Origin of the sequence: Archangium lipolyticum, assembly GCF_024623785.1 — a bacterium.
In the GTDB taxonomy this organism is placed as follows: Bacteria; Myxococcota; Myxococcia; order Myxococcales; family Myxococcaceae; genus Archangium; species Archangium lipolyticum.
In genome coordinates this window covers 95,032-115,802 of the sequence record NZ_JANKBZ010000022.1, presented here as the reverse complement: position 1 = coordinate 115,802, position 20,771 = coordinate 95,032, and the positions used below count along the sequence as shown (strand labels likewise).

The 20,771-nt window shown below is 66.8% G+C and carries 17 protein-coding genes; 8 read left to right on the top strand and 9 right to left on the bottom strand.

All coding sequences use genetic code 11. The features are described 5' to 3' along the window. Window positions 1-12 precede the first annotated feature (12 nt). Window positions 13-696, top strand: a complete 684-nt coding sequence (locus NR810_RS35170; RefSeq protein ID WP_204228220.1) for a hypothetical protein — start codon at window positions 13-15, stop codon at window positions 694-696. Between the two features lie 28 nt (window positions 697-724). Here NR810_RS35170 and NR810_RS35165 read toward each other — a convergent pair whose 3' ends face one another. The 3 genes from NR810_RS35165 to NR810_RS35155 all read right to left on the bottom strand — a co-directional run bounded on the left by NR810_RS35165 (window position 725) and on the right by NR810_RS35155 (window position 3,216). Further along, entirely contained in the window at window positions 725-1,864 is a 1,140-nt protein-coding gene (locus NR810_RS35165; protein WP_257458910.1) for a serine hydrolase domain-containing protein, read from the bottom strand. Window positions 1,865-1,957: 93 nt separating this feature from the next. After that, window positions 1,958-2,338 (bottom strand): hypothetical protein, encoded by a 381-nt coding sequence (locus NR810_RS35160; protein ID WP_257458908.1) that lies wholly within the window; start codon window positions 2,336-2,338, stop codon window positions 1,958-1,960. Continuing rightward, on the bottom strand, window positions 2,335-3,216 hold the full coding sequence (locus NR810_RS35155; protein ID WP_257458906.1) for a TIGR02587 family membrane protein: 882 nt from the start codon (window positions 3,214-3,216) through the stop codon (window positions 2,335-2,337). The genes NR810_RS35160 and NR810_RS35155 overlap by 4 nt, the downstream gene beginning before the upstream one ends. A 91-nt stretch (window positions 3,217-3,307) precedes the next feature. Here NR810_RS35155 and NR810_RS35150 point away from each other — a divergent pair, with 91 nt between their 5' ends. The 5 genes from NR810_RS35150 to NR810_RS35130 all read left to right on the top strand — a co-directional run bounded on the left by NR810_RS35150 (window position 3,308) and on the right by NR810_RS35130 (window position 9,222). Next, a complete protein-coding gene (locus tag NR810_RS35150; protein WP_257458904.1) occupies window positions 3,308-5,128 on the top strand; it encodes a CocE/NonD family hydrolase in 1,821 nt (606 codons plus the stop codon). Between the two features lie 466 nt (window positions 5,129-5,594). Then, window positions 5,595-6,812, top strand: a complete 1,218-nt coding sequence (locus tag NR810_RS35145; RefSeq protein WP_257458903.1) for an esterase-like activity of phytase family protein — start codon at window positions 5,595-5,597, stop codon at window positions 6,810-6,812. Window positions 6,813-6,833: 21 nt separating this feature from the next. Then, window positions 6,834-7,298 (top strand): GNAT family N-acetyltransferase, encoded by a 465-nt coding sequence (locus NR810_RS35140; protein ID WP_257458901.1) that lies wholly within the window; start codon window positions 6,834-6,836, stop codon window positions 7,296-7,298. A gap of 592 nt (window positions 7,299-7,890) precedes the next feature. Next, window positions 7,891-8,382 (top strand): hypothetical protein, encoded by a 492-nt coding sequence (locus NR810_RS35135; RefSeq protein ID WP_257458899.1) that lies wholly within the window; start codon window positions 7,891-7,893, stop codon window positions 8,380-8,382. A 12-nt stretch (window positions 8,383-8,394) separates the two neighbouring features. Further along, on the top strand, window positions 8,395-9,222 hold the full coding sequence (locus tag NR810_RS35130) for a nucleotidyltransferase domain-containing protein (protein ID WP_257458896.1): 828 nt from the start codon (window positions 8,395-8,397) through the stop codon (window positions 9,220-9,222). 30 nt (window positions 9,223-9,252) lie between these two features. On the opposite strand, the gene NR810_RS35125 is transcribed toward NR810_RS35130, so the two are convergent. Then, complete coding sequence (locus tag NR810_RS35125) at window positions 9,253-11,031, bottom strand: phosphatase PAP2 family protein (RefSeq protein ID WP_257458894.1); 1,779 nt, start codon at window positions 11,029-11,031, stop codon at window positions 9,253-9,255. A gap of 304 nt (window positions 11,032-11,335) precedes the next feature. On the opposite strand from NR810_RS35125, the gene NR810_RS35120 reads away from it, so the two are divergent. Beyond that, window positions 11,336-12,346, top strand: coding sequence for a Rossmann-fold NAD(P)-binding domain-containing protein (locus NR810_RS35120; protein WP_257458891.1), 1,011 nt, complete (start codon window positions 11,336-11,338; stop codon window positions 12,344-12,346). A 12-nt stretch (window positions 12,347-12,358) separates the two neighbouring features. Here NR810_RS35120 and bfr read toward each other — a convergent pair whose 3' ends face one another. The 3 genes from bfr to NR810_RS35110 form a co-directional block, all read right to left on the bottom strand. After that, the gene (gene bfr, locus NR810_RS35115; RefSeq protein ID WP_257458890.1) at window positions 12,359-12,835 is read right to left on the bottom strand and encodes a bacterioferritin; all 477 of its coding nucleotides are present in this window, start codon (window positions 12,833-12,835) and stop codon (window positions 12,359-12,361) included. After that, window positions 12,832-13,074 (bottom strand): (2Fe-2S)-binding protein, encoded by a 243-nt coding sequence (locus NR810_RS52895; protein ID WP_407653870.1) that lies wholly within the window; start codon window positions 13,072-13,074, stop codon window positions 12,832-12,834. Before NR810_RS52895 ends, bfr begins: the two co-directional genes overlap by 4 nt. Window positions 13,075-13,365: 291 nt before the next feature. Beyond that, window positions 13,366-14,295, bottom strand: coding sequence for a class I SAM-dependent methyltransferase (locus NR810_RS35110; RefSeq protein WP_257458888.1), 930 nt, complete (start codon window positions 14,293-14,295; stop codon window positions 13,366-13,368). Between the two features lie 116 nt (window positions 14,296-14,411). Between NR810_RS35110 and NR810_RS35105 the strand changes: the two genes are divergently transcribed. Next, window positions 14,412-16,568 (top strand): neutral/alkaline ceramidase, encoded by a 2,157-nt coding sequence (locus NR810_RS35105; RefSeq protein ID WP_257458886.1) that lies wholly within the window; start codon window positions 14,412-14,414, stop codon window positions 16,566-16,568. Between the two features lie 4 nt (window positions 16,569-16,572). On the opposite strand, the gene NR810_RS35100 is transcribed toward NR810_RS35105, so the two are convergent. Both NR810_RS35100 and NR810_RS35095 read right to left on the bottom strand, forming a co-directional pair. Beyond that, a complete protein-coding gene (locus NR810_RS35100; RefSeq protein ID WP_257458884.1) occupies window positions 16,573-17,490 on the bottom strand; it encodes a phosphotransferase in 918 nt (305 codons plus the stop codon). A 174-nt stretch (window positions 17,491-17,664) separates the two neighbouring features. Next, window positions 17,665-20,547 carry a YncE family protein gene (locus NR810_RS35095; RefSeq protein ID WP_257458883.1) on the bottom strand — a complete coding sequence of 961 codons (2,883 nt, stop codon included), beginning with the start codon at window positions 20,545-20,547 and terminating at the stop codon, window positions 17,665-17,667. Window positions 20,548-20,771 lie beyond the last annotated feature (224 nt).

Genomic DNA, 20,771 nt, shown 5'->3' with positions numbered 1-20,771 from the left:
TCTCGTAGCCCCATGGAATCCCCTCTTTCGCCGTTGTCGTACCAGCCCTATCTGGATCAGCTGATCGCCTTCGGGAGCCAGGAGTCGCGCAAGCCGGACCTGCTCGACGCCAAGGCGGAGTACTTGCGCCTCACGGGCGAGGTCTTCGAGGACGATCAGATCTTCGAGCTGCGGATGGCGTCCTTCCTGGACTACTACCTGTTCGACCGCGTCTCGCCGATCTCCAAGCTGACGCCAGCGGCGGAGCTGTACCAGCTGCGGCAGCAGGGGGCCTCGCCCGAGGAGGCCAACGCCTTCCGCTGCTTCACGGAGACCGTCCACGGTCTCTTCGAGGTGCGCAAGCTGGGCAAGGGCATGGTGCGCCTGCGCGAGCTCTTCTCCGGCAAGGACTTCGACGTCACCGAGCGGCGCACCGTGGCGGGGCTGGAGACGGGGGACGTGCTGGAGGCCCGGCTCATTCCGTTCGCCGGGCACCTGCTGTTCTCCTCCGCCTTCTGCTTCCACCCGCGCGTGGCCGTGAAGTCCATCAAGGCCGAGGTCAAGCGGCGCAAGAAGAAGGAGCCGGATCGTCCTCCCGTGGAGCTCGTCTGGGAGTGCGCCCGGCGCGCCGTGAAGGTCGAGCGCTACAAGCAGATCGCCATCGAGCGCATCTACGACTTCTCGCAGACGACGCCCTGGTTGGCTTCCGCGAGCTAGCCGGGCGGGGCGGGGGTGGCCCGGGTCCTCACGGTGCGGCGAGGACCTCCAGCAGCCGCCCCATGGCGCCGATCGCGTTGGCGCTCTCCTTGTTGGTCAGCACCGCGACGGCCGCCTTGCGCTCGGGAAGGTAGCCGGCGAGGGCCGAGAAGCCGGGGATGTTGCCGTCATGGAAGTGCAGCTCGCCCGCCGGAGTCGGCAGTCTCGCGAGCGCCAGCCCGTAGTCGGGGGCCTCCGGCATCTGGCGTGACACCCACTGGCTCATCTCCTCGCGCTGCTGGGCGGTGAGGAGCGAGCCCCCGAGGAGCGCCTGGTAGAAGGCGCTGACCTCGTCGGCGGTCGAGATCAGGGCGCCAGCGCTCCCCGCGGCGCTCGGGTGGAGCACGTCGGTGTAGTCCACCCAGGCGGTGCTCTCGGGCGACGGGTGGGTGTAGCCGCGCACGGTGAGGGCGGGCAGTGGCTCGAGCCCATCGAGTCCCGTGTTCTTCAGTCCCAGCGGGTCGAAGATGCGCGTGCGCAGTTGCTGGGTGAGCGGCGTCCCGGTCACCTTCTCGATGATGAGCCCGGCGAGGATGTAGTTGGTGTTGGAGTAGCTCCACTTCGTCCCCGGCTCGAACTCGGGGGACACGGAGACACCCAGGGCGACGAGCTCCTCGGGGTTCCAGACCTTGCCCGGGTTGGCCTCGAGCTGGGCGGCGAAGTCCGGGTGGGTGGTGTAGTTGGCCACGCCGCTTGTGTGATTGAGCAACCGGCGCACGGGGATCTCGTTCGCGCGGGGGATGTCGGGGAACCAGGTCGAGAGCGGGGCGTCCAGCGACAGCTTTCCCTCCGTCTGGAGCTGCAGCATCACCGTGGCGATATACGTCTTGGTGATGCTGCCGGCACGCAGCCGGTCCTCGGCCTTCATCTCGGTGGCGGGCTCCATCTGGGATTTGCCCGCCGCTCCATGCCAGGTGCAGTCCTGGAGGCGAAGCGACGCCGTGATTCCGGGGAGATCCTCCTCCTGGAGGGAGGTCTCGAGGGCCTTCTGCAGTCGAGGCGCGAGCCGCTCACAGGTGGAGACGGGTGTCTGGCCGCCAGGGCCGGGGGGTGGTTCCGTGTCACAGCCCGTGAGCCACAACGCCAGTGCCGCACCCAGGGAGATTCGTCCGAAACGAGAGATGTGCATGTGCCGTCCTTCAATCGGGGCTCGCGTGCGCGGCCCGTACGGTTCGCGCACTCAAACACCCGCGCCTCGTGGATCTGTCACCCGGGCGTGCGCTCAGGGTCTGGCGTAACCGAGAGGCCTCGCTTCCAATCCGGCGGGGGAGGGCTCGTGGATGAAGGTAACCCATCCCTCCCGCCGGGAGTGGCGGGGCACGTAGGAGAGGAAGAGCTCGGAGCGCTCCCGGACCTCGCCTCCCTGGCGCAGGTCCACCCCCACCCGGACCTCCTCCGCGGTTTCCTCCCCGCGGTTCTCCACGGTGATGGGCACCCGCCAGTATCCACTCCCCCGAAGGGGCGTCCCCACGGTGACCACCAGGTCCGGCGGTGTTTCGTCCATCGTCCACGCGTCCACCGCCACGTAGCCCAGCACCGCCGCCACGAACACGCAGCTGACAGCGAAGACGAGCCGCTCCAGCCAGTTCCAATTCGCCTTCATGATTGGATGAGCAGCCTTCCCGCGGAGGCGCCGAGCGTCCCCGCGAATCCCAGGACCACCACCTGCGCCACGCAGATGGACAACCCATTGCCTTCGAAGCGGCCGAAGAACCACAGCACCAGCGCCGAGGAGGCGAGCGCCAGCGCATAGGTGATGACCGTGCCCATCAGCACGTCTCCCAGCCGGCGATGCCGGGCGAAGCGGCGCGCGCCCGTGAAGTCGAGCTGGTACAGGATGAGCCCCCCGAGCAGCAGCGAGAGCATCGCCGTCCCCAACAGCTGCCCGGGGGTCAGCTCCACGGCGATCATCACGATCTCCTCCGTGGGCGCCACGTTGGCCGCGAAGAGCACCGCTCCGCAGAAGCCGATGACGAGCTGTCCGGGCACGTGCTCGGCCGCCTCGCGCTCCGTCTCCTCGCTCCCTTCCTTGCCGCCTCCGCCCCCGAACTGCGCGCTGCCCACGGAGATCCCGATGGCCACGGTGCCCGCCTCCACCGTCACCATTCCCACCGCCTCCGGCCACGAGCTGTTCGCCGTGATGCGGCCAATCAGGAAGAGCACCCCCGTGGACACCAGGAGCCCCAGCCCCAGCTCCTCCACCGAGTCCGTGAACACCTCGCTCCAATCCACATCCCGCCGGAAGCCGCCATAGCGGTTGTAGCCGAGCAGCAGCACGAAGGTCCCCAGCAGGTAGAGCAGCAGGTGGGCGGGCCGGGCGATGAAGCCCGCCCACCACACCTCCATCGTGTAGAGCAGGGGAAGGCTGAAGAGCAGCCCGCCCGCGATGCCCCGGCCGTACTCGCGCAGGGACTCCATCACCGGACGGCGGCGCCTCTGGGGTGAAGCGTCTTTCTCCGGCTCGTGCCGCGCGTCATCCATGGCGCCGCCAATGTATGCAGTCCCTCCCGGGTGGACAGTCCCCACCCACGCCTCGCTGTTGCCCGGATTCGATTGTGGATACCCTCGGCGCATGCGGAGTGTTCGAGCGTTCTGGGTCCGGTGTTTCGTCGTCCTCCTGGGGTGCTGCACCGTGGGCTGTGGCCTGGTGCGCAACGCCATCCAGGAAGATCGGCGGTCCTCCCATGAGCTTCCGGCCTTCACCCACGAGCCGGGGTCCTGGCGAACGGAAGCCGTGCGCATGCGGGATGGTGTGGAGCTGTCCACGCGCATCTTCCTGCCGAAGGGAGTGGAGCGCGCACCGGTGGTGCTCATCCGCAACCCCTACGACCTCGGGCCGTTCATCGATCTGACCTGTGATCTGTTCGTCCGCTACGGCCTGGGTTGTGTGCTGCAGGACGTGCGGGGACGGATGGCCAGTGGCGGTGAGTGGTGGCCCCTGATGAACGAGGTCTCCGATGGCCAGGACACCCTGCGCTGGCTCGTGGGGCAACCCTTCGTCGATGGCAACATCGCGCTCTACGGCATGTCGTACCTCGGAGGCACGGCGCTCGCCGCGATGACGGGGGAACTGCCGGTCGAGGTGAGGACGGTGGTCGTCTCCGTCTTCGGCACGGACCTGCGGGAGGTGGTCTCCGAGCGAGGGCACCTCCCGCATGAGCTGTTGACGGCGTGGGCGGCCTTCATGCCGGGCCGCCAAGGGACCCGTGCCTCGGCGGGGAAGGCCTACCGGAAGATGCTCGAGCACCGGCCGCATCTCGAGGCCGATGTCGCGGCCACCGGCGCGCCGCTTCCGTTCTACCGGGAGTGGCTGAACGCGTTGGAGCCCGGGGGAGGCCTGTGGCGGCGGCCGGAGACCGAGGCCCTGCGGCGGATGCCGGAACGGCTCCCGGTCCCGATGCTCCTCGTCGGTGGCTTCGATGATCCCTTCCTGCCGGCCACCCTGCGCACGTGGGAGTCACTCGCCTCGCGCGACCGGAGCGTGATGGTGCTGGGGCCGTGGAACCATGTGGGCGCGCAGAGCGGGGCCGTGAAGACCCCCGGTATCAAGGACGACATGAACCAGTGGGGGTTCACCATTCCGTGGCTGCGCCATGCGCTCCAGGGCGTGCCCCTGCCGTACGAGGCGGGCCGCGTGGTGGTCGCCGGGCACGGGGACAGCGGGGCCCGTGTCCTGCCCACGTGGCCTCCCGCGACGCGGGAGCAGGTGTTCTTCCTGGACACGGCGCCGGCCGGAGGTGCGCCCGGGGCGTGTGCCTCGGCCTCGTTGGGCGCCCAGCCACCGGCCGCGTCCGCGTCGCTGACCTACCGATACGATCCCGCCGAGCCCTGGCGGAGCGAGGGTGGGGCGCGAGGGCTGGCCTTCGCCATGTTGGGCCGCCAGGGAATCACGCCGGGCCCGGTGGTGCAGACGTGGCCGTGCGCGCGGCAGGACGTGCTGCGCTTCGTTGGACCCGCGGCGGAGTCCGATATGCGCATCGCCGGCCGCGCTCGGCTGCGTCTTCGCGTGCGGTCGAGCGCGGAGGACACCGCCTTCGTCGCCAAGCTCGTCGACGTGGATGCGGAAGGGCGCGCGCTGCATGTCACCGACGGTGCGGCGACCCTGCGTCTGCCGCTGGCGGACACGCTGGAGCCCCTGCCATACGCACTGGGCAGTGAGCGCGAGGTGGAGATCGACTTCTATCCCGCCTCGTGGGTGCTGGCGAAGGGCCACCGGCTCGGGCTCTGGGTGTCCTCGTCGAACTACCCCATGCTGTCGGCGCACCTGAACACCGCGCGCCCCTGGTACGAGGAGACGACGCCGGTGGTGGCCGCGCAGACGGTGGAGCTCGGAGGAGGGGAGGGAGCTTCGAGGCTGCTCCTGCCGGTAGAGCTTCCGGGTGGAATCCCATGACCGAGCCATCGGGCATCTTGTGTCCGCAGTGTCAGACCCGATCGGTCCACTTCCTCCGCGAGGACCCGATGGGGATCCGGCTGTACCAGTGCACGTCATGTCTGGAGGTGAAGCGGAGTTGTCCTCGCTGCAACGAGCAGGGCTGGCTGGAGCATTTTGTGGTCACCGAGAGTCCATACAGCCGTTACATCTGCGATGAGTGCGCATCGGTGTGGACTCCGTCCCTGATTCGCTTGGATGCCGATGGCGTGATCCAATCGGCCCTGTATGGGAGTGAGCTTCGTCAGGTCTGGGACATGGAGGTTTCAACTCCTCCAAAAGCGAAGGCTTGATCGAGCGCTGTCCGTTCGATGCCAGGGGGGAAGACACACTCCGGTCAGGCAGATGTTGCCGCAGGTTCATCGTCGCCCGGTAGATGCCCCGCCATGAGCGCTCTCGCTCATCCCTGCTCGACGAGAACCTCCCCATGAGAAGGTTGCTGCTGTTCTCCACGCTCTGCGCCGCGGTATCGGGCATTGCCTGCGATTCCCCTCCCAAGGACAACGGCACGGTCAAGGAGCCCACGCTCATCAGCCGGGCCATCCTACCCTCGGATCTCTACCAGCCGGGGCCTCCCTCGGGTGCTCTCGTCACCCCCGACAACGGTGTGACGGGTCCGCTTCCGGGCCAGCCGATCCCCGGCTTCTCGGCCATTCTCGATGCGGGGGGTGGTGAGTTCTGGGCCATGCCCGACAACGGCTTCGGTACGAAGAACAACTCGCCGGACTTCCTGCTCCGCATCTACCGCATCCGCCCGCAGTTCCGCACGGAGAAGGGCGGCAGCGGTACGGTCGAAGTGCTCTCCTTCGTGCAACTCAGCGATCCGGATGGGAAGATTCCCTTCGCGCTCACTCGCCAGGACCGGCTGCTGACCGGCGCCGACTTCGACCTCGAGTCCGTGCGCCGCACACAGGCCGGCGACTTCTGGTTCGGTGAGGAGTTCGGGCCGTTCCTCCTGCACACCGACGCGAACGGCAAGGTGCTCGAGGCGCCGATTCCCCTGCCCGATGTGCGGTCGCCGCAGAATCCCTACCTCCCCGGGGAAAATGCGTGGACGCTCCGTGCCAGCCGTGGCTTCGAGGGCATGGCCCTGAGCACCGATGGCAAGTGGCTCTACCCTGTGATCGAGGGGGCGCTCCGCGAGGATACGGATCCCCGGCGCCGCATCGTGAACCAGTTCGATCTGGCCGCCGGCAAGTACACCAGCCAGAAGTGGAACTACCGGGTGGACGCGGAGTTCCCGGACGCTGTCATCGGCGATTTCACGGCACTGGATGCCAACCGCTTCCTGGCGATCGAGCGCGACGATGATCAGGGCGAGCAGGCCCGGCAGAAGAAGATCTACCTGGTCGACCTGCGGCGCATGGACGCCGAGGGGTACCTGGAGAAGCAACTCGTGGTGGATCTGCTGCGGATCCGGGACCCGAACGGAATCTCGCTCCCGGCCCGGGCGGGTGAGTTCGGTGTCGGCGACCCGTTCTCCTTCCCCCTCCAGTCCGTCGAGAGCCTCGAGGTGCTCGACTCCGAACGGCTGCTGATCGCCAATGACAACAACTACCCTGGGAGTGACGGGCGCTGGATCGCCCGCGATCGCCCGGACGACATCGAGCTGATCATCGTCCGCGTGCCGCCCCTGCGCCCCTGAGCCAGTGGCTATGATGGCGGCATGATCCACATCGTTCATGCCGCCATGCCAGGGCAGATCGATCAGGCACGTACCCTCATCCTGGAGTACACGAAAGCCCTGGGTATCGACCTCGGCTTCCAGGATTTCGAGCAGGAGATGGCCGATTTCCCGGGGGCCTACTCTCCACCGAGCGGCCGCTTGTTGCTCGCCCTGGACGGGTCTGACGCCGCGGGCTGCGTGGGAATTCGCGGGTTGGAGCAGGGCGCGTGCGAGATGAAGCGGCTCTACATCCGTCCCGCCTATCGCAGCCACGGCCTGGGGAGGAGGCTCGTCGAGGCCGCCTTGGAGCAGGCGCGAGCCATCGGATATTCCGCCATGTACCTCGACACGCTGCCCGAGATGGAATCCGCCATCAGGCTGTATCAGGCTTTAGGATTCGAGCGGACGGCGCCGTACTACGACAATCCCATCCCCGGGGCTCTGTTCTTCAGGCTCCAAATGTAGCTGACGGCTGACGCGATGCGTCGAGCGCTGCCTGGGGGAAAGTAGCTACGGTGGTCGTTCCGCCGATAACCCCAAACGGCCGGATCCCCACCCGGGTTCTGGAGTTGGTCATGCAACAAGCCCGTGTCGCCGGTCGTGGCCAACTGTACCGGCGGGTCTGCCTCGCCGTAGGTCTGGCCCTTCTGCCATCTGGGTGTGCATCAACGAGCGTCTCGGGACTCGGCGGTAGCTTCGCACTCGCTCAGGCACAGTGCGACCAGACTGACAGCACCGTCACCTGTTGCCTCAAGCAGAACCCAGGTCAGTACGAGCGGTGTGGTGCAATACCCCCAACAGAGGCCACTCTCCCCAACTATCTACCGCCTGGACGCCCTGAGTCCGAAGCGTCGCCAATCCCCGAGCTTCCGACGCAAGACGAGAGGGACGAGTGGGAGAAGGACATTTGTCTACCGAGCTACGAGAAGTGCAGAAGTGGGAGACATGACGGCCGGGTCTGGGGTGAGTCGCAGTGCAAGGCGTGCTTCGACGCCTGCATGCGGTACGGCTACTGGCCCTTGCGTGCTAACGGGAAACCCTGTCCTGGAGCGTGAGCATGAAGACTTCACCCCAGGAGCATTCCGCGACCTTCAACGAGGATCTCGATCTTCACTACCTGGAGTTGCTCAAGGCGAAGGCACCCTATGAGCAATGCAGGCGCGAGCTCCTGATGCTGGAGAAACACTGGCTGCAAAAAGCGAAAACCCCTGCCCAGCGCCTCGCGGTGCAGCGCATCATCGCAAGTACCCTTCTCACCGAGACATACGGCAACAGACTGCCTTGGAAGGAGTTTGGTCGGTGGCTTCGTCGTATCCAGCAGCTCGGCTTTCGCGATCTGGGGATGCGCGTTCATGTCGCCTGCCTCTACGTGCAGTCACTTCACCTCTTTCCCCGGCAGGCTCGCGAGGCGTGGGCCATGTTGGAGGATACGGAGAGGAGAGCGCACCGACTCCGTCGAGAGAACCCCCTCCGCGAGGAGCACCTGGAGGCCATCGCGCACGCGAAGAAGGTCGCCAGAGTGGGCCCGCCCCGGTTACGTGGACAGTAGATGGAAGATCCAATGCTTACCCGTGTGGTTGATGCGCTCCGGCCCGTTCCTGGTCTGACCGCGCTCGTTCTCGGTGGTTCGCGCGGAAGAGGCACGGCTGGCCCCGCTTCCGACTACGACATCGGCCTGTACTACGAGCCCGACGCGCCGATCGATCTCGTGGCCCTCCAGGCGGCCATCGCCCCACTCGTCGATGCTCCATCGTCGACGGTGACCCGGATCGGTGAGTGGGGGCCGTGGATCAACGGCGGCGGTTGGCTCACCATCGCGGGCACGGAGGTCGATCTCCTCTACCGCGATCTCGGACGCGTGCGCGAGGTCATCGCCGAGGCGCGGCAGGGCCGCTTCTCGATGAACTACCAGCCAGGCCACCCTCACGGCTTCTGCTCGGTCATCTGGATGGGAGAGGTCGCGACCTGTCGGCCGCTCCTCGATCCGTTCGGCCGCATCGCGGAGCTGAAGGGGGAGACCTGGCCCTTCCCGGAGGCGCTGAGGGACGCGCTGATTGCCCGCTTCGGCTGGGAAGTGGGCTTCGCCATCGAGAATGCCGGGCTCGCGGCCAGGCGCGCCGAGCAGACGCACATCGCGGGCTGCGCCTACCGGGCGCTGTGCTGCGTGGCGCAGGTGCTGTTCGCCTTGAACGGCCGCTACCTCATCAACGAGAAGGGCGCCGTCGCCGAAGCCGCGACCTACCCGATCACGATCGAGGGCCTGGCCAATACGCAGGCCGAGATCTGGCGCGACATCGGCAACGCGGACCATGAGAGCGCGCTGCGTCGGCTGCACGGCTTGTCCGACGCGCTACGCGCGATCGTCGAGCGAGCGGGGGCGAAGGTGTGAGTCGCACCGCTGGCCGTGACGGTCTATTCGTCACAGCTCGATAGGGGTGCCATCCAGACGGGTGAAGGCAAACCCCTGGAAGACCGACTCGGCGTAGGTGGGGCGCTCCTCCCGGAGAAGGCGGATGGCCACATCCTCGCCCAGACGGAAGCCGGCGAGATCATCGGCCCGGTAGTGGATGCCGTACGCATCCCGTCCCATCGAGGTGTTGTGGGCGAGCTTGTTGAGCTCCCCGGCCACGGTGAGTGGGGGTCCATCCACACCGGGCACGTAGGGCTCGAGTCCCGTGCCGTCACGGTTGGGTTTGACGGGGTTGGGGATCACGAAGTCCTCCTTGAACCAGGCCTTGAGGAGGGAGACGCGGGAGCCCGCGGTGTAGCCGTGCCCCGCCGGGTGGGAGGGATCCGTGGGCGAGCCGATGGGCATCATGACTGGCAGCAGGAACGAGCCCTGGCCGTCGTTCAACCCCCGCCGCTTGTTGACCAGCTCGTTGTAGGCATGGATGCGATCGAGCACGGGCGAGTCCAGCAGCTCCGGGTGGATGGGGTAGTCCGCGGCGCCCTGCCGGCGGTTGTGCACGCGCCCGCCAAAGGCATCTGGCCGCAGGTAGCGGTGGATGAACCACTTGCCATAGAAGCCGTGGTGGCTGGTCCGGGTGAGGCAGCCCAGCAGCGTGAGCAGGTGGGACGCCCCGAAGCTGGCGAACCCGGTCTGCGTCCTGCTCGCCTTGTAGGGATTGCGGTCGCTCAGGGCTGCATCGCCCAGGCCCAGGAGGATGAGGGCCGCCCGGAGGTAGGGGGTGAAGTGCACGTCCGAGTTGGCGTTCTGGCCCAGCGCGCGCAGATCGTGGATGTACCGGGGCACCGGATCCATGCGCGGAGGGGTGATGGTCGTCCCCGCGGGGAAGCCGCGCTGCGCCGCCAGCCACTCGTCATAGGACGTCATGAAGTCGATGCCCTCGCCGGTGGTCACGGGCAGCGGAACCCTGAGCCGGGACTCGATGGGGATGCCATCGTACGTCCAGGGCCGCAGCAGGAACTGGGAGACCATGGGTCCCTCCAGGACTCCGGGGCTGTCCATGCGGAAGAGCGTCTGCGGGGTGATGGGCTTGGGGCCCTGGTAGCCGGAGTACCGGTTGAGATCCTCGATGGCCGCGGCGATGGTGGGATCGGTGGAATAGTCGGTGAAGGGGATGTCGCGGCAGAGCGCCATCCAGTAGAGCTCCGCCACCTGGGCCGCCGCCTCGGGACTGGCCAGGGCAGGGGGCGTGTCGAGATGCACGGCGGCGGCATCCGGTCCCACCAGATCGTACGTCAGGCCGCCCAGGGGGTTGGTCAGCTTCAGTCGGCCGCCCAGCGGGAGGGCCTCGAAGTCCTCGAAGCGGCCGGTGGCGAGCGCGCGCAGCATCGCGTTGTAGGCACTGGGGTCCACCTCGCCCAGCTCATTGTGGGGCAGGCCCTTGGAGTAGTTGCCAATGCGATGGGGGTAGCGCTCTTCATCCCCGTTGGTCCGCTTGGGGAAGACGCCCTGCTTGAACTCGTTGAGGGCGGCCTGGTGGCGCAGTTGGTACGAACGGATGCGCCGGGCCTGGGCCCGGTGCGTTTCCGGATTCGTGGGGTCCTCGGGCGGCTCACAGGCGAATTCGCTCACCGGGGCGCCCGCCGCCAGGGCGGCCAGCGCCGTGCCTCCCAGCCCGCCCAGGAAGCTGCGGCGGCTGGGCAGTGCCGGCGGGTTCACCTCCTTGGGTGTTGCCTGGGCGTGGTCCGCCGCTGACTCCCGTGACGGAAAGTCCTCGTGTTGCTTTTCCATGTGTCTCCCCCCACTGCCGCGGCTCGCTTCCCACGAGCCTCGCCCCCACCTCAATCACTCATCCTCCAAGGCCGTCAATTTCACTCTCCAGCCCGGTTGATTCACTGACGCTCATCCATGACGACTGTTGGCCCGCCGCCTGCGAAGACGTCTTGGAGGGCCACGTAGCTGTCGAGCAGCACTCCCTGAACAAATCGTGGCGAACCTACTATTGGTAGGTTACTAGAGGTAGGAACCCGGGCCGGATGGGCGCGACCGCTTCCGGCCACGCCACCGCCCCGCCATGCAGAGGAGCCCTCCCGACATGTCCACGAATACACAGCAGCCCGTTCTCATCATCGGAGGCTCCGGCGTCGTCGGCAGTCGCGCGGCCCGAGCACTTCGTCGGCTCCAGCCAGCCCTTCGCATGACCCTCGGCGCGCGAGACCTCGCCCGGGCCGACGCGCTCGCGAAGGAGCTCGGCGGTGCGAATGCGGCGAGAATCGACCTGGAGCGCCAGGACCTGGGCCTCCCCACCGATGCGGCCTTCAGTGCCGTGGTCGTGTTCCTGAAGGACACCTCGCTCAATTCGATGAAGTACGCGCAGGCCAAGGGCATCCCCTATGTCGCCTTCTCGGACTTCGTCTTCGACATCGGTCCAGTGGTCGCGCACTACATCCACAAGCCTGGCAGCGCCCCCATCCTCATGCTCGGCCACTTCCTCGGCGGAACGGTGACGCTGGCGGCCCTCCTCTTCGCCAGGGAGTTCCAGCGCATTCATTCCATCGAAATCGGCGCGGTCTTCGATGAGGAGGACGTGGGCGGGCCCGCGGCGAAAGGCGACCTGGAGCGCGTCGCTCAGAGCGTGCCGCATCCTCTGCTGCTCAAGGACGGGAAGTTCCTCTGGGCCCAGGGAGAGGACGCGACCCGCGTCTTCCGGGGCGTGGATGGAACGGAGTGGAAGGGGCAGGCCTACCCGCTGCTCGACGTCGTGAGCCTCGCGGCCGCGACGGACGCCAGAACCGTTCGCCTCGACTTCGCGGTGAGGCCCACGGCCAGCCGCCGCCCTGGCCAGGGTCTTTCACACGAGGTCATCATCGAAATCGTGGGCGAGCGGAAGGATGGGACGACGGGACGCGTCCGTCACGAGCTCACCGACGGCGACGTGCACTCCGGCATGAGCGCCCGAGGCGCTGCGCTCGCGGTAGAGCGGCTGCTCGGCCTCGCGGGGGGTCCTCCCGTGGTGCCAGGGCTCTACCACCCCGAGGGACTGCTCGACCCGGCCTACGTGATCGAGCGGTTGAAGGAGTTCGGCACCCGCGTTCAACGCGTGTGACGCCGGGTTCGATCAGCTTTCCTTCTTGATCTGCTGGGCGAGGTAGTTCGTCTCGCCTACCTGCTTCATCAGCTCGATCTGGGCTTCGAGCCAGTCGATGTGCTCCTCGGTGTCCTCGAGGATCGTCTCCAGCAGCTCGCGGCTGCCGTTGTCCGCCAACGAGCGGCACAGCTCGATGCCCTCGTTGAGGCGCTTCTGCGAGCCGAGCTCCAGGTCCAGATCCAGGCGGAGCATCTCCGGGATGGTCTCGCCCACGTTCACCTTGCCCAGACGCTGCAGGTTGGGCAGGCCATCGAGGAACAGGATGCGCTGGACGATCCGGTCGGCGTGCTTCATCTCGCCGATCGACTCTTCGTAGATCTTCTTTCCGAGCCGCTCATACCCCCAGTTGCTCGCGATGCGCGCGTGCAGGAAGTACTCGTTGATCGCCGTCAACTCGGTGGTCAGGATGTCGTTGAGGAGGTCGAGGACCTGGGGGTGGCCTTTCATATGGCCGCGGACACTACCGGGAGGGTGATGCCCGTACAATCCTCCCGAGCGGCGGATGCGGATGTTGAACGGGCCTCTTGCCGGGTCTCCATGATCAGCTGAGCCAGCTGGCCCTTGCACCCGCCACACCCGGTTCCAGCTCCACACGCGCGTCCCAGGTCATCCACGGTCCGCACTCCCTCGGAAATCCGGGCTCGAATGGTCCGATCCGACACGACACGGCACAGGCACACGATCATACGGGGCTCGAGTCACGACTTGCCGCGACAAGCGGCGCTCATTCAAATGAGAATGATAATAAGTTTCAAAACCCCCCTGGTCAAGCCGCGCCCGGGGAGGGCTCTGACCAGGAGCGCACACCAGGCTCTTCGCGGTTGCGGGCTGGCTGGAGGGCAGGCGGCCTCCCGTGACGAAGAGGGCAGCGCTGGTGGACGCCCGGCACGGGCCTTGCCATGGCAGAATCTTGAGTGAATCCGGGCACCTGGAATCCACGGAGGCAGTCCTCGCCAAGGAGGATCCCGCATGAGCGCCTACCCTGGCTTGCGGCCCGACACGATCGGTACGTGCCACACCACGTATTGGGGTGGGGTCTCGATCGCAGAGATCATGGCATCGAAATCGGCGGTGACCTCGGCGATCGGACGCCGGGTCACTCCCGCCAAGGGGGCCGCGTAACCGTCGCGCCAGGCCTTGAGAATGCCGGCGAAGGTGGCGCGCGGCACGCGCAGCGTGTCGACGGTGACGTAGTCCATCGCGATGTCGAGATAACCGAACCGTTCCAGCAAGGGCGGCGAATGGCGGCCGATGCGGGCATCGCAGCCGATGTTGTGTGCGAACGGGATCACGTGCGTGTTCCAGAACCGGTCCGGATCGAAGGTCGCACCCTCGTGCACGGGCATGTGCAACATGCCGTAGTCCTCGGACAGCAGGTGGAGCCAGCCGCCGGGCTTGAGCACGCGGGAGAGCTCGGTCAGCACCTGTGGGAAGTCGGGCACCGCCTGCGATACGTGCCGGCACACCACGAGGTCGAAGCTGGCATCGCCCTGCTTGAGGGCGAAGGCATCGCCCTGCTCGTAGCGGATGCGCCCACCGGACGCGTCTCCCTGGCGGCGCGCGAGCGCGAGGTTCGACTCGAGGATGTCGATGCCGAGCAAGGTCGCCTGTGGGTAGAGCGCGGCCAGCCGCCGGGTGATCTCCCCGGTGCCACAGCCCAGATCGAGGATGCTCAACGGCCCCGACAGGCCATAGCGGTCGAACAGCCTCTGTTCCTGCGGCCAGATGGCCTGGGCCTGGTGCGAGAGGTTGCGCGCCATCGACTCGTCGCCCATCTGTTCTGCTTGCGGATTGCGATCGTTATCCATGTTGTTCCCTGCGGCGATCCTACTGACGGTGGAGGTGGCCGGGCCAGACGCGTGCTCCGGCTGCGGATGCACCTTCTGCTGGGGGGAGCCGGTCTTCAAGTACGGACTGTTCAGCATCGGGCATGGCGTTGAGTCGTATGTATTCGCAAAACACATGACTGGTGCATTGTCTGGCGCCTTTGTTTGTTTTCTCGGGAGCGGATGGGAGGATGTTCATGCGCGCAATCATAGCCAGAATCCATCGGATTCTTTCCTTGCTGCTCTGGGGATGCATCGTCTGTGCAGCCGGGTGCTTGGACAGCGCCCGGGACAACGGCTCGCCGCCGGAAGGGACGGGATATCACCGGAGCGAGCAGGACCTGAGCGGCGTGACTGCCCAGTCCGGTGGCAACGTCTTTCTCATCGGTAGCGGCATCTATGACATCACCGGCCCGGCCGGAGAGATCACGATGATGGGATTTGCCGTGTCGGATCAGAAAACCGCCGGCATCCACATGAGGTTGCGGTCGCGGGCTTTCGTCATCGGCGACGGTAGCAGGCGGGTCGTCTTTGTCAGTGCCGACCTGGGCCAACTCTTCCAGATGGTGAAACTCAAGGTGAGCGAGAAGATCGCGGCCAATGCCGAGCTCGCTCAATATTACAGCACGAAAAACGTCCTCCTGTCGGCGACGCATACCCACAGCGGCCCCGGGGGCTATTCGGGACACTTCCTGTATGACGCGACCGTCAACGGGTTCGTGAAACAGAACTTCGACGCCATCGTGGACGGCATCTACCAGTCCATCCTGCGCGCCCATGACAACGTGAAGCCCGGCAAGATCCTCGTCAACGAAGGAACGATCGAGGGCTGCGGCGGGAACCGCGCGGTGGAAGCCTACAACAACAACCCCGCGGCGGAGCGGGACCGGTATGACGGCATCACGGACAAGACCATGACGCTTCTGAAGCTCGTCGGCCTCGATGGCGAGGAGATCGGCATGGTGAACTGGTACGCGGTGCACCCGGACAGCATCGGCCCTGGAAACAAGTTGATCAGCGGCGACAACAAGGGCTGGGCGTCGTACCTCTTCGAGAAGGACAAGGGGACGGATTACCTGGCGGCCAGGACGTTCGTGGCCGCGTTCGCCCAGTCCAACGCCGGCGATGTGACGCCGAACATCGGGTTCGGCCAGGCGCCCCCTGATTTGACGTTCGAAAAGAACAAGAGCCTGGAGAACGCCACCCTCAAGCAATACAACAAGGCGAAAGAGCTTTACGACGGCGCGACGAGGGAGCTGACCGGCTCGGTGGATTTCCGCCACGAGTGGGTGGATATGAGGACGCTCTACGTCGCTTCCGCGGGAACCACGACCTGCGCGGCCGGCATGGGGGCCTCCTTCTCGGCCGGCAGCCCGTATGACAATCCGAGCCCCTCGCCGCTCTTCCCGAACGGGACCACGGTGGACAGCGTGCAGTGGAGCGAGGGCGCCGGCAAGGCGGCGCTCTTCCAACTCCTGGGCGGCGTCTTCGCCTTCGCGTGGCCGACGACCACCGACGCGGCGTACAAACAGTGCCATGCGGAAAAGCCGGTGCTGATACCGACCGGCGTGGCGCACCTCAACATCAACGGTCCGACCATGACCCCGCAGATCATGCCCCTCCAGGTATTGAAAGTAGGGAACCTGGCCATCGTCGCCGTACCCGCCGAGGTGACCACCATGGCGGGCCGCCGCCTGGCGGACACGGTGAAAACAGAGCTTGCGAGTGTCGGCGTCGACACGGCAGTCATCGCCGGGCTCTCCAACTCGTACGCGTCATACCTGGCCACCCGGGAGGAGTACGCCCTTCAGTGGTATGAGGGAGCCTGCACGCAGTTCGGCCCGAACGAGCTGGCCGCCTTTCAGCAGGAGTTTACCAGGCTCAGCAAGGCCATCGTCAGTGGCGCCGACGTCGCGGCCGGCCCCACGCCCGAGGACGTGACGGGCCAGACGGTCGATCTGACCGCGAAGGTGGTGCTGGATGACAAGCCGCTCGACAAGGACTTCGGGAGCGTGATCACCCAGCCGGCCGCGAGCTATTCGAGGGGAAGCTTGGTGACCGTGCAGTACTGGGGCGGGCATCCGAACAACAATCTCCAGACGCAGGGCTCGTTCCTGGCGGTCGAAAGACTGGTGAACGGCGCATGGGTCGCAATCGCGTGGGACTGGGACCCGGAAACGACATACCGCTGGGAACGGAGCGGCATCTCCTATTCCAAGATAACGATTACCTGGGACACGAAGAACGCCGCGGCCGGGACCTACCGCATCCGCCACAAGGGCCACTGGAAGTCTGGATGGACCGGGCAGATAAGCCCCTATGAAGGGGTTTCAGCGTCATTCACGGTGCTGTAAGGGGCTACACGGCGATGCCATGACGGAGCGCGTCCCGGCCCACCCGCGTGATGGCTTCGTCTCCCTCGCTCCTGCCGTACAGCAGCAGCGCCACTCCATAGTGGAACGCCCGGAAACGTGCCCGGTCCCACGTGGCCTCGTCGATGGCGCCGTAGGCCTCGCGGAACGCGCCTCGCGCCTCCGGCGGCAGGAAGGTGAAGGCGAGCGTCAGGTCGATCGCCGGATCTCCCAGGTGCACGTCTCCCCAGTCGAGCACCCCCGTCACCGTGTGGTGCTCGTCCACGAGCAGGTGTCTCGCGTACAGGTCCCCGTGCACCCAGCAGGCGCGCCGCTCCCAGGGCGGCGTGTCTACCAGCCGGGACATCCAGGCGCGCACCGCCGCTCCATCCACCTCCGGGTCGTCCGCTTCCACCTTCGCCAGCCGCTCGAGAATCATCGGCGCGCGCTTGCGCAGGTCCGCCCGGGCCAGCTCGTCCCCCGGGCCACGCGCCCGTGTCTCGTCATCCACGGGAAGGCCGTGCAGCGCCGCGAGGAACCTCCCGAGCGCCCCGGCGTTGCGCAGCCGCTCCCCGGGCGTCCACGTCACGGCGCACGCGGTGACCCCCGGCAGCCGTGCGTACCCGGCGAAGGGGTAGGGGTAGTCCCCCTCCGGCTGGCCGTGCCACACCGGTTCGGGGATGCGCAGCGGCAGGTGGGGGGCCAGCCGCGGAAGGACGCGGGCCTCGTTCTCCAGTAGCCCCACCGCCACCTTCCGGCGCGGAAAGCGGAACACCCACTGCCCATTCACCGTGTACGCCACGTTGTCCCAGCCCGTTCCCAGGTGCTCCAGCCTCGCCGGGGCGAGCTCCGGAAATTGATGCTCCACCAGCCGGGTGGCATCCTCGTGGGTCAGGCTGACATCTGCTTCCCAGATGGGTGGCATGGTGCTTTGTCCCCGCTCCAGGGACTTACGCCGAAGCGCGCACGGAAGGCTAGGAAGAAGGCGTAGCGCTCCTCGCCGTGCACGCAGTAGGCGAATCGTGCACAGAAGAAACCCCGCCTCCGGTAGGCCGGGGGCGGGGCATGAAGAGCAGGGGAGGCCTGCCTCGCTCGCTGGCTACTGGCCGTCGAGCTTGCCGTCCAGGTTGCGGTCGATCGCGATGCGCACGCCAGAGCCCGGCGGAACCGCGGTGAAGGTCACCTCCTGGCCCGCCTTGGTCGCCAGCGCGCGGAGGGCCGTGGTGGTGATGTTCGCGGTGCCGTCATCGGGCTTCCACGTCCCCGCGCTGCGGTCGTAGAGGAAGCCCTTCGGCTTGCCGCCCACGACCGCCTTCGCCACCAGGTCGGCCTCGTAGGTGGCGCCGCCCAGGACCTTCGACACGAACGGCGCCCGGGCGCGCGCGATGAGCAGGTCGATGCGCGAGCCGACGGCGGCGGCGTTCGCCGACGTGAGCGTCACCTGCTGGCCCACGATGGGCGCCAGGTCGCTGTCCACCGCCAGCATGAAGGCCTCCACGTTGCGGCGGTCGGTGTCGCCCGGGAAGCCCACCAGCGGCCCTCCGACGCTGGTGTTGGAGAACACGATGGCGCTGAAGAAGCGGAACAGGGTGTCCACCGCGCCGTCATGCGTGAAGCCGAAGCCGCGGATCTGGTCTCCCAGCTGCCCCGTCTCCGGATGCTGGAAGAAGCTGCTGTCCGGGAAGCCGAACATGCCGACCTTCGTGTACATGTTCCGCACGTGGGGAATCTTCATGATCTGGCTGATTCCCTCGAAGCTCGAGCGGCCGTCGGTGCCGTAGAAGCCCTGCGCGGCGTCGATGGTGTGGCAGCCGTTGCAGTTGAAGCCGGTGTCCGCGCCGATCGCGAGGCCGTCCACGCGGCGGCTGCCGAAGTAGAAGTCGCGGCCGGCCTTCTGGGCGGGGGTGAGTGAGTTGTCCAGCTGGCGGATGGGGTTCGGCGGCAGCTGCACCTGGAGCTGGAAGGAGGTGAACTTGTTCATCTCCTCCTCGGTCGGCATCGAGACGCGGCCGAGCAGCCCCTCGTACGCCACGATGAAGTTCTTGAACGACACGTCCTCCGCGTCCGAATTGACGCCGAAGAAGCCGTTCGAGCGGTCACCCCGCCAGTGCATGGCGCCCGAGTTCGCCATGCCGCGCAGGGTCTGCGTCGTCATGGGCCCCTTCATCGGGTGGAAGGCGTGCTGGTCTCCGGTGCCGTTGATGGGCGAGCCCGGGTGGCCGGTGAGCAGCTGGAACGCGCCGATGGCCAGATCGCTCGCGAGGCGCTTGTCGATGGGGTTGGTGGACACCTCGTCGTCCGGGTTGCCCAGATCCCAGGCGAGCTCGTCCTTGTCGCCGAAGATGTGGCAGCTGGCGCAGGACGCCTCGCCGTTGGCGGAGGAGAAGTTCGCGTCGTACAGGAAGGGACGGCCCTCCACGACGGTGGTGGGCTCCGGGTTGTAGAGGGCGGCCGAGGCCACCTGCTTCTTGGTGGACAGGTCGATGACCTTCACCGCGTTGTCGAAGCGGGTCATCACGTAGAGGCGGTTGCGCGCCTCATCCAGCACCAGACCGCTGGGGCCGCCGCCGCTCACCGGGATGTAGTTGGCGCTCGCGGTCTTCGGGTTGAAGGTGTCGGCCTCCAGCGCCGCGGTGTCGAAGACACCGACCTTGCTCGAGCTGAACGCGGCCACGTACAGCTTCGTGCCGTCGCTCGAGATCGCCATCTCCGTCGGGGTGGAGAGGCTGTGATTCTTGGCCGTGGGGTCGAACCCGGCGGAGTTGGCCAGCTTCGAGTAGTCGATGTGCTTGTTGAGGTGGCGGGGGTAGACACTTCCTCCGGAGATGACGGTGATGCGCATCTTCGCGATGTTGCCCTGCACCGTGCTGCCGCCGAAGACGCCGGGGCCCTCGAAGCGCGTGAGGTTGTTGGCTTCGCTGTTGGACGCGTACACCACGCCCGTCTTCGGGTTGGTGGCCAGGTTGAAGAGGGTCGTGCCCACGCCCGTGTAGAAGGCCTTCTCCTGCAGGCTTTCCGCGTCGATGGCGAAGACATCCTTGTCGGGCAGGTTCAGGCGCACACCGTTGTTCCAGTTGCGGCCGAGCGCGTCCTCCCACTGGCCGGTGCTGCTGTTCCACTTGACGATCAATCCGGTCTCAGGGGCCTTCGCGCCCGCGACGTTCGTCCGCGGACCGGGCAGACCACCCGGAAGGAGGTTGTTCCCCCACGGCCACGTGTCGGGGAACACGAAACAGATGCCCGATTCCTTGAACCCGTCGCACACGCTGTCCATGTTGACGGTCGTCGTCTGGTTGCCGGATTGGGCAATGGCCGCATAGACCGTCTTCTTGTCCGGGCTGACGGCGAGCCCACGCGGCGTGTCGCCGAAGAGCGTCACGATGCGCACGGGCGTGCCGCCCAGCGTCGTTCCCAGGGAGGCCGGGTTGAAGACCCAGACGTCCGCGCGGCCCACGCTCGGCGTGGTGAGCTGCGGGTCGCCCGCGCCGGGGACGGAGGCGATGGACGGGTCGGTGCGGTGCTGGCCGCGGTGCGCGGTGGTGATGAACGCATAGCCCTTGGTTCCAGCGAACACGACGTCGCGCGGCTCATCGCCGACGAGCAGGGTGCGCACCACGCGCGGAGTCCCTTCCAGGCTCACCACGCTGATGCTGTCCGAGAGGTGGTTGACCACCCACACCTCGGTGTTGCTGCGCGCGGCGACGGAGACGGGCTCGAGGCCGACCGGCACCTCGGCGATGAGCGAGAGGCCGGAGGCGGAGACCGAGAAGACCTCCAGGCGATTGTCCGGCGTGTTGACGGCGAAGAGCCGCGTCCCGTCTGGCGAGAGGGCCATCGGACGTACGTGCGCGCTATCGAACTCGATGAACGATGGCGTCTGGGCGGCGGCATTGACCGAAACCAACATCGATACGGCGGCGCACAACGAAGCGGCTCGAGCGCGCCATCGGCTCGGGCTCGCGCCCACTTGCTGGGTTCCCATGGTTGGACCTCCTCGACGGGGGGGGTAAGCGTTGCAGTCCAGACCGCAACGGACGGGGAGTACCAAGCGACGCCACGACATCGCCCCCACCGAAGGGAGGGGAAACACCCCATTGACGCATCGCGTCCTGAGCAGGACGACCCTTCTCACGACGCATCGCACCACAAGGGCTGTAAAACTCTATTTCCACGAAATAGGAGCAAAAGGCCAGCAGTCCGTGGTCT

What these genes read in the sequence shown, in the direction of transcription:
- NR810_RS35155 (WP_257458906.1), bottom strand. Translation starts at nt 3,216, where the DNA reads ATGGATGACGCGCGGCACGAGCCGGAGAAAGACGCTTCACCCCAGAGG.
- NR810_RS35150 (WP_257458904.1), top strand. Translation starts at nt 3,308, where the DNA reads ATGCGGAGTGTTCGAGCGTTCTGGGTCCGGTGTTTCGTCGTCCTCCTG.
- bfr (WP_257458890.1), bottom strand. Translation starts at nt 12,835, where the DNA reads ATGAAAGGCCACCCCCAGGTCCTCGACCTCCTCAACGACATCCTGACC.
- NR810_RS35135 (WP_257458899.1), top strand. Translation starts at nt 7,891, where the DNA reads ATGAAGACTTCACCCCAGGAGCATTCCGCGACCTTCAACGAGGATCTC.
- NR810_RS35145 (WP_257458903.1), top strand. Translation starts at nt 5,595, where the DNA reads ATGAGAAGGTTGCTGCTGTTCTCCACGCTCTGCGCCGCGGTATCGGGC.
- NR810_RS35120 (WP_257458891.1), top strand. Translation starts at nt 11,336, where the DNA reads ATGTCCACGAATACACAGCAGCCCGTTCTCATCATCGGAGGCTCCGGC.
- NR810_RS35125 (WP_257458894.1), bottom strand. Translation starts at nt 11,031, where the DNA reads ATGGAAAAGCAACACGAGGACTTTCCGTCACGGGAGTCAGCGGCGGAC.
- NR810_RS52895 (WP_407653870.1), bottom strand. Translation starts at nt 13,074, where the DNA reads ATGATCGTGTGCCTGTGCCGTGTCGTGTCGGATCGGACCATTCGAGCC.
- NR810_RS35160 (WP_257458908.1), bottom strand. Translation starts at nt 2,338, where the DNA reads ATGAAGGCGAATTGGAACTGGCTGGAGCGGCTCGTCTTCGCTGTCAGC.
- NR810_RS35100 (WP_257458884.1), bottom strand. Translation starts at nt 17,490, where the DNA reads ATGCCACCCATCTGGGAAGCAGATGTCAGCCTGACCCACGAGGATGCC.
- NR810_RS35140 (WP_257458901.1), top strand. Translation starts at nt 6,834, where the DNA reads ATGATCCACATCGTTCATGCCGCCATGCCAGGGCAGATCGATCAGGCA.
- NR810_RS35105 (WP_257458886.1), top strand. Translation starts at nt 14,412, where the DNA reads ATGCGCGCAATCATAGCCAGAATCCATCGGATTCTTTCCTTGCTGCTC.
- NR810_RS35095 (WP_257458883.1), bottom strand. Translation starts at nt 20,547, where the DNA reads ATGGGAACCCAGCAAGTGGGCGCGAGCCCGAGCCGATGGCGCGCTCGA.
- NR810_RS35165 (WP_257458910.1), bottom strand. Translation starts at nt 1,864, where the DNA reads ATGCACATCTCTCGTTTCGGACGAATCTCCCTGGGTGCGGCACTGGCG.
- NR810_RS35170 (WP_204228220.1), top strand. Translation starts at nt 13, where the DNA reads ATGGAATCCCCTCTTTCGCCGTTGTCGTACCAGCCCTATCTGGATCAG.
- NR810_RS35130 (WP_257458896.1), top strand. Translation starts at nt 8,395, where the DNA reads ATGCTTACCCGTGTGGTTGATGCGCTCCGGCCCGTTCCTGGTCTGACC.